Below are 6,366 nucleotides of genomic sequence, written 5' to 3'. Positions count from 1 at the left end.
GGAAATCATGGTATCGACATCGAGTTGGGCGGGTTCACGAAGGTTATTGGTGGGTGTTGTAAATGGTTGGTGAACCCGCCCCTACGCAATAACCTCACTAGGTACACTCTCGCAATTTACCAATTGATCGTGGGATCTCTTGATTAGGACAAAAAACTAAATAGGCCCATTCTGTTCCTTCATTAGGTGCAGATATTACTACTTCTACTTGACTTGAAGAGCCATCAAATTGTGCTTGTAAAGTTCCTGAGTTACTAACTAACCCCCCTGTACTTTCAATGATTTGACCTTCATAAAAAATTTCTAATTTGTCTGGATTAGGGCACATTTCATATGTAATAGTAACCGTACCACTGGTCGTTCCCATGTTAAAAGTTTTTGAATCAAATCCCCGACCCCCTCTTTTGATCTCAGTTTCACCACATTCGCCAATACAACCCAATTGGTCTGGATATTGATCCAACCAATTTTTGAAATCAGAATTTTTCTTTAGAAGATTAGTCCAAGTATTTTCATAGCCTTCACCAAAAGCCATTAAGCAATGTATGCTAAAATACGCTCTCATTGATTCCAAAATAACAAAACCAAGTAGTGCTGGTCCTGTTAATGAAATTCCAGCCTTAGCTAGTGTAGCTGGATTGAAAAATCTTAATCCTGATGCTAGAGTTCTAGTGCCAGTACTTGTTATTATTGTACTCGTTTGATTCCAACCAACCAATTTAGAGAACGCATTTCCTACCGCTGTACCTAGTCCTAGTTCACCTAATATTTTTCCAGGTAAATCATCTAATCTTTTCAAATTATCACATAGTCCTTTTTCAAGAAGGCAACGCTCGCCTGGCCAGCGTTGTTTTAATGATTTTAGACTCTGTATTCCCTTCAAAGAATTTATTTCAACAACTTCAACCTCTTTATTTCCTAACTCATTAACATATTCAATTTGCCATGTTGAACTATCAACTCCTCTAACTAGAATAGAAGGAGCTTGATTAGTAGAGCTTAATTTTAGTTGAGTTTTGTTTTGTTTGTCTAGTCCAAATTGAATATTCAAGATTGGGGACTGAACATCACAAATACTATTACCAGGAATGTTCATTTCTATTCTTTTGATTTCAGCGTGTCCTTCTCTAGATTTCTCAAAATTATAACTCTCAAAACATCCAGTTTCAGAAGATATAGTGAGAACTGCATTTTTTGAGTTTAATTCAAAGCTTATAGAGTTATCTCTTGTGGCTTGATTCGGTATAGGATTCCCAAAATCTGGTCGAATATAATCGGGCCCAGCATCCTGTGGAAATGCTGGTACAGGTTGACTATTCCCAGGAGGGGGTGCAACGGGAGGATCGTCAAATTCCCTGGAGCGCTGGACTAAAAGAATTTCCTCAACCATGGCAGGGGTTGCGGCAACCGTTTTTCCAGAATACTTGGCTGCGGTGGCCATGCATAGCCCGGAGTCAGCACCTAATAGTCCGCAGAGGATAACGGCTAATAGGCGATTAATCCAACTGCCATGGGCGAAAATGAACCCGAAAAAGCTGAGAATTCCTAATATGAACCAACGGTGTTTAGACATGATTTTGTCCTCGATAATAATGGATGGTGTTGTTGATTGGTTTGGGGTTTATTGGTGGGGTGGGGGCGGGTTTAGAGAAATTTTGGTTAGGTGTTCTAGATATGGGTATAACCCGCCCCTACGGGATTTGGTGTTGTTGATTGGTTTGGGGTTTATTGGTGGGGTGGGGGCGGGTTTTGGGAGATTTTGGTTAGGTGTTCTAGATTTGGGTATAACCCGCCCCTACGGGATTTGGTGTTGATTGATTTTTTGGTTGGGGTTTGGTGTTGTAGGGGCGGGTTCATCCATCATTTAGAATACCCACCGATAACTTTTGTGAACCCGCCCAACCCGATGTCGATACCACCATATCGGGTTGGTTTATTGGTGGGGTGGGGGCGGGTTTAGAGAGATTTTGGTTAGATGTTCTAGATTTGGGTATAACCCGCCCCTACGGGATTTGGGGATTAGCGGAAAATGCCTCGAATGCCCCGAATCACGTCAACGCCTCGATTAATGGTGTCGAATGTGCGGTTAACGTCGTCGATGGTGTCTCGCTCATCTGGGGGTTGGGCAACGTAAACTTCACCGAGTTCGGGTGCAGGAGCGTTGTCTACTTGAACGCTTAAATAAATGCCTGCTTGGGGGGCAAGGCGTAAGAAGGTGCTGACGGGAATGGCATAGTTAAAGCCAATTTTGATTTGACCGGATATGGTTGCAGCCTCTCCTTCGCTGAAGCCTTCTCGTAGTAGTGCGCTAGTGGTTTCTCGATCGCCCATACCGTGAACGCCAACAACGCGCCCTCCAGCATCTAAAACGGGGCCGCCACTCATACCGCCGCGAGTAACATTGGTATAGGTCATTTCATAACCGAGAACGGGTTGGGATAAGTAACCGGAGATGCGACCATCGGTGAATTGACGAGTAACACTATTATTGGCTCGCTGTCCTACTGAGCCTAAACCCGGCCAACCGGAAACAAAGACATCTTGACCTTCTGAGGTTTCGGCTGTGCCCAGTTTGGCGACTTGATAATCCTTATCGCTGGTAAATTCAACAACGGCTAAATCTACATCCGGGAGTTTTTGAACTTTACTAGAGTCGATTTCATAGGCTTGTTTATCAGAGGTAATTAAACCATATTCACCCTGCCGAGCAACGACATGATGGGCGGTGAGAACGGAGTAGGTATTGCCATTGCGAGCGATAATAAAGCCCGATCCATGGCCTCCCTGTTTACTCTGAATGAGAACGGTGATTTCTCTGGCGATGTTGTTGACTTCGCGTCCGGTGAGAGCGACGGAAGGTTGGGGGATGGTGATGACTAGGGCGGTGGCGATCGCCGTTCCGCCTAAAATAGCCTGAAGCTGTTGGTAGGTTCTCATGATGCTTTCTCCATAATATGAGGTCATTTTGTTTTGTTTTTTGGTGGTGGGAGGGGATGGTATGCCGGGTTTTGGGTGATGGTGGGGGCGGGTTTAGGGAAGGTATGGTTGGGTGGCCTGGATTTGGGTATAACCCGCCCCTACGGGATGGTATACCGGATTTTTGGCATGGGTTCACCAATAGAGGGGTTGGGGTCTTTGCCTGGGATAGGGACGGGTGGCTCGATAGGTATCGATGGGGATGCCCCAACTGGCTTGTAGGATTTGTTCTAACAAGGCTGGGGATGGGGCGGTTCCGTCCTCGAAAATATAGACCCCGAAGCCGGGATCTCGATTGGCTAAACGGCCGTTGATACCCAGCAATAAACCGCGATCGCTAAAAATCGGGCCGCCACTCATGCCCGACTCGATGCGGTTGGTATAGCCCAAACGATACCCTTGAGCGAGGGATTTATTCAGTACCAGGGAAACATTTCCCCAAGTCAACCGAAAGGCATGTACCCCTAAATCGAAGGTGGGTTGCACGGTTCCCCAGTGATACATGGGAAATCCGGCGGCATAAACCGGCTCTCCGACGGTGGCAGGATAGGGACTCAAGGGCGCAACTTCATAGGACAGGCGACTGGCAAATCGGGCGATCGCCATATCCGCACCACCCAATTGTTGGGGAGCCTCCAACAGAGGGTATCGTTGTCCATCTGCCGTGAGAATGGAGGGGCGATCGCTAAAGGCAAACACATGCCAGTTGGTCAACAGGGTATAAATATTGCCCTGGCGCTGCACCAGAATCCCGGAACCTGACGATCGCGAGGTTAAAATCCGGACGGATGTCAATCGCGCTAACCGCTCCACATCCGCGGGAACCGGGGAGATCTGTTGTGCTGTAACCGATGGGGTTAACTTCGAGCTGGCGATCGCACCGATAGCGGCGATCGTACCTGTACCCACCAGAGACAAAAACCTACGTCGATTCTTCATTTGTGCCCATCCCATTGTCCACAACATCAACCCCGTAAACCCTTCCCCACAAAACCCATAACCCCGTAGGGGCGGGTTAACCCCAAATCTGTGATACCCACAAATCAATGATGTATTCATGTCCGCGAAGCGGAAACCCGCCCCCATCTCGCCGATCGCCCCATGGGGTTGGGCGGGTTCACAAAGGCGATCGATGGGATTCCCCAATGGTTGGTTAACCCGCCCCTACAACCCACCAAACCCCGTAGGGGCGGGTTATACCCAAATCTGTGATACCCACCAATCAATGATGTATTCATGTCCGCGAAGCGGAAACCCGCCCTGCCCTGGTGATCGCCCCATGGGGTTGGGCGGGTTTACAACGGTTATCGGTGGGATTCCTAAATGGTTGGTTAACCCGCAAAACCCCGTAGGGGCGGGTTATACCCAAATCTGTAATACCCACCGATCAATTCTGTAAACCCGCCCTGCCCTCATCCCCCAGCCCCTTCTCCCACGGGAGAAGGGGAGAAAGTCCCTCTCCCAGTGGGAGAGGGATTTAGGGAGAGGGCACAAGATCGCCCTACAATTCCCGCATTCCACCCGAATTACTCGGTGGGGGAGCCACCGGTTGAGCAGGGGCAACCGGTTGGCGACTGGGAGTCACGGGATTAGAGGGTTGGGTAACCGGAGCCGCAGGAGCGCTATCATCCCCCAGGCGATCGCGCACATCGATGTAGGGAGCCGAGGGTTGGGTACTCTCAAACAAGGACGGGGTGGCGGCTTGTCCTTCGCGCCATGCCAAGAAATTGTACAAAGTGGCGATCGGATCTTGACCCGCTTTCAGGGTGTAAATCAGGTTTTCACACCGTCCATTCACCTGACTCGCGGTGCAAATCACATTCTGATTATTCATCCGTCCGACGGTGATAAATTGCAATTGGCGATTTTGGCGATAGGTTTCCAGGCGAGAACTGACTTCCTGACAGCGACGCTCAGGAGTATACCCAGAACCAGAGAAAGCATCAGAAGTCCAATAGATCCAAGGTTCAACGCCTCCCTGCCGATTTTGGTACAGGGTTGCAGGCGCTCCGGAAGACATGGCGCACCAGAATCCAGATTGTCCGGGAGGGGGCTGTCCTTGGCTTGATTGAGACCCAACAAGAACCGTAGAGAGGGCGATCGCGCCGGCTGTTAACATTTGTATTACTGATAACTTTTTCATTCTACTTATTTCTCCTAAACACATACACCTATAGTAATCTTCTATGCCTATTTTGTAAGTAGCATTTAGTAGCTTTTGGTAGCGTTTGGGGTAATTTAACAAAAGCTTAAAATCCTCTCAGGAACTATCTTCAGACTCCCGCTCCTCCAAGTAGCGCTCTAGAGTGCCGCGAATGTTATTTTTATGAATCTCTTCCCCAAATACCAGAGATAACTTTTTCCACAACCGAGCGCCCACCCGCTTCAGTTGCTCCTGACTTCTCGGTATCTCTTTACTCATTTTTCTATAGGATATTCCCAGGAGGCAGGCGCTTAACACCCGTCGCTCGATATCCGTCAGATGGGTTTTGGTTTGGCGATAGAGTTCGGTATCTGCAACCCGTAGCAATTGTTTGGTGTTCATTCATCCCGAATTTGAGACCTTCTATAGATCTCTCTGAAAAATCAGGGTGATTTTATGCAAATTGGCAGACAATTGTGATAAATTTTAATATTTATTGGCTTTTAAGTAACGTTTTGTTACATTACCCATAGGCTCTAAGAAGCTGAAAATTAATATAAAATAATTTTTAATTGATCTCATGCGTTTAGGTAAAGTCGTTAAATCCAATTCCCATTGTGATTATGTGGTGCAACTGGATGAAAAGCGGGATTTGTTGAATCCGCCAGCACCGGAGGATTATGGGTTTGGTTGTTTTGTGAAGCTTGAAGATCTAAATCAACGCCATTGGGCAGTGGGATTGGTTTATAATTCTCAGTTGTTTAATCCCCAATTTCTGAATACCGGGCCTCGGTTGTCGAATGACCCCGATCCGTTGTTTACGCCGGATTTGATTGTGGAAACGCGGGTGTTGTTGGGTACAATTTTAATTGGGGAATTGACGCAAGGAGGCGATCGCCTCTACGGAGAGCAAGGTATCCCTAGGATTGTGGTTCCCGTCAATACGCCAGTGTTTAAAATGAGTCCCGAAGAAATTCATCAGTTTCACCTCAACGCCCAAGGTCGTCCCCATTTAGGCTACTATGCCCATGTGCTACGCAGTGGGGGCATGTTTGCTTCCCAGTTGGTACAACAAGTGATTGGGGAATTAATTAACCAAAACCTCTTTTCAGAAGCCGATCAAAGGGCGCTGGAAATCCTACGCAAGGAGTTAGCGTGGAAAAATACCCTAGGCTCGATTAAAGGTTAAACAATCTATAGCAATTCTAAATGAGTTATAAATCATTGCCCCTCATCCCCCTACCCCC

6 protein-coding genes are annotated in these 6,366 nt (G+C 47.5%); 1 reads left to right on the top strand and 5 read right to left on the bottom strand.

Annotation, left to right across the window (positions count from 1 at the left end; translation table 11 throughout):
* Positions 1 to 97: 97 nt before the first annotated feature.
* The 5 genes from PMG25_RS05350 to PMG25_RS05330 all read right to left on the bottom strand — a co-directional run bounded on the left by PMG25_RS05350 (position 98) and on the right by PMG25_RS05330 (position 5,521).
* Positions 98 to 1,573 (bottom strand): hypothetical protein, encoded by a 1,476-nt coding sequence (locus tag PMG25_RS05350; RefSeq protein ID WP_283765873.1) that lies wholly within the window; start codon positions 1,571 to 1,573, stop codon positions 98 to 100.
* Between the two features lie 446 nt (positions 1,574 to 2,019).
* Positions 2,020 to 2,937 carry a S1 family peptidase gene (locus tag PMG25_RS05345; protein ID WP_283765872.1) on the bottom strand — a complete coding sequence of 306 codons (918 nt, stop codon included), beginning with the start codon at positions 2,935 to 2,937 and terminating at the stop codon, positions 2,020 to 2,022.
* 174 nt (positions 2,938 to 3,111) lie between these two features.
* A complete protein-coding gene (locus PMG25_RS05340) occupies positions 3,112 to 4,122 on the bottom strand; it encodes a S1 family peptidase (RefSeq protein ID WP_283765871.1) in 1,011 nt (336 codons plus the stop codon).
* A 355-nt stretch (positions 4,123 to 4,477) separates the two neighbouring features.
* Complete coding sequence (locus PMG25_RS05335) at positions 4,478 to 5,119, bottom strand: COP23 domain-containing protein (protein ID WP_283765870.1); 642 nt, start codon at positions 5,117 to 5,119, stop codon at positions 4,478 to 4,480.
* Positions 5,120 to 5,236: 117 nt separating this feature from the next.
* Positions 5,237 to 5,521, bottom strand: a complete 285-nt coding sequence (locus PMG25_RS05330) for a helix-turn-helix domain-containing protein (protein WP_283765869.1) — start codon at positions 5,519 to 5,521, stop codon at positions 5,237 to 5,239.
* Between the two features lie 178 nt (positions 5,522 to 5,699).
* Between PMG25_RS05330 and PMG25_RS05325 the strand changes: the two genes are divergently transcribed.
* On the top strand, positions 5,700 to 6,308 hold the full coding sequence (locus PMG25_RS05325) for a DUF8166 family protein (RefSeq protein ID WP_283765868.1): 609 nt from the start codon (positions 5,700 to 5,702) through the stop codon (positions 6,306 to 6,308).
* Positions 6,309 to 6,366 lie beyond the last annotated feature (58 nt).

It is taken from the genome of Roseofilum capinflatum BLCC-M114 (assembly GCF_030068505.1).
GTDB classification, from domain to species: domain Bacteria; phylum Cyanobacteriota; class Cyanobacteriia; order Cyanobacteriales; family Desertifilaceae; genus Roseofilum; species Roseofilum capinflatum.
The sequence above is the reverse complement of the archived record's forward strand: the minus strand, read 5'-3'. Positions and strand labels throughout refer to the sequence as shown.

What these genes read in the sequence shown, in the direction of transcription:
- PMG25_RS05350 (WP_283765873.1), bottom strand. Translation starts at nt 1,573, where the DNA reads ATGTCTAAACACCGTTGGTTCATATTAGGAATTCTCAGCTTTTTCGGG.
- PMG25_RS05345 (WP_283765872.1), bottom strand. Translation starts at nt 2,937, where the DNA reads ATGAGAACCTACCAACAGCTTCAGGCTATTTTAGGCGGAACGGCGATC.
- PMG25_RS05325 (WP_283765868.1), top strand. Translation starts at nt 5,700, where the DNA reads ATGCGTTTAGGTAAAGTCGTTAAATCCAATTCCCATTGTGATTATGTG.
- PMG25_RS05335 (WP_283765870.1), bottom strand. Translation starts at nt 5,119, where the DNA reads ATGAAAAAGTTATCAGTAATACAAATGTTAACAGCCGGCGCGATCGCC.
- PMG25_RS05330 (WP_283765869.1), bottom strand. Translation starts at nt 5,521, where the DNA reads ATGAACACCAAACAATTGCTACGGGTTGCAGATACCGAACTCTATCGC.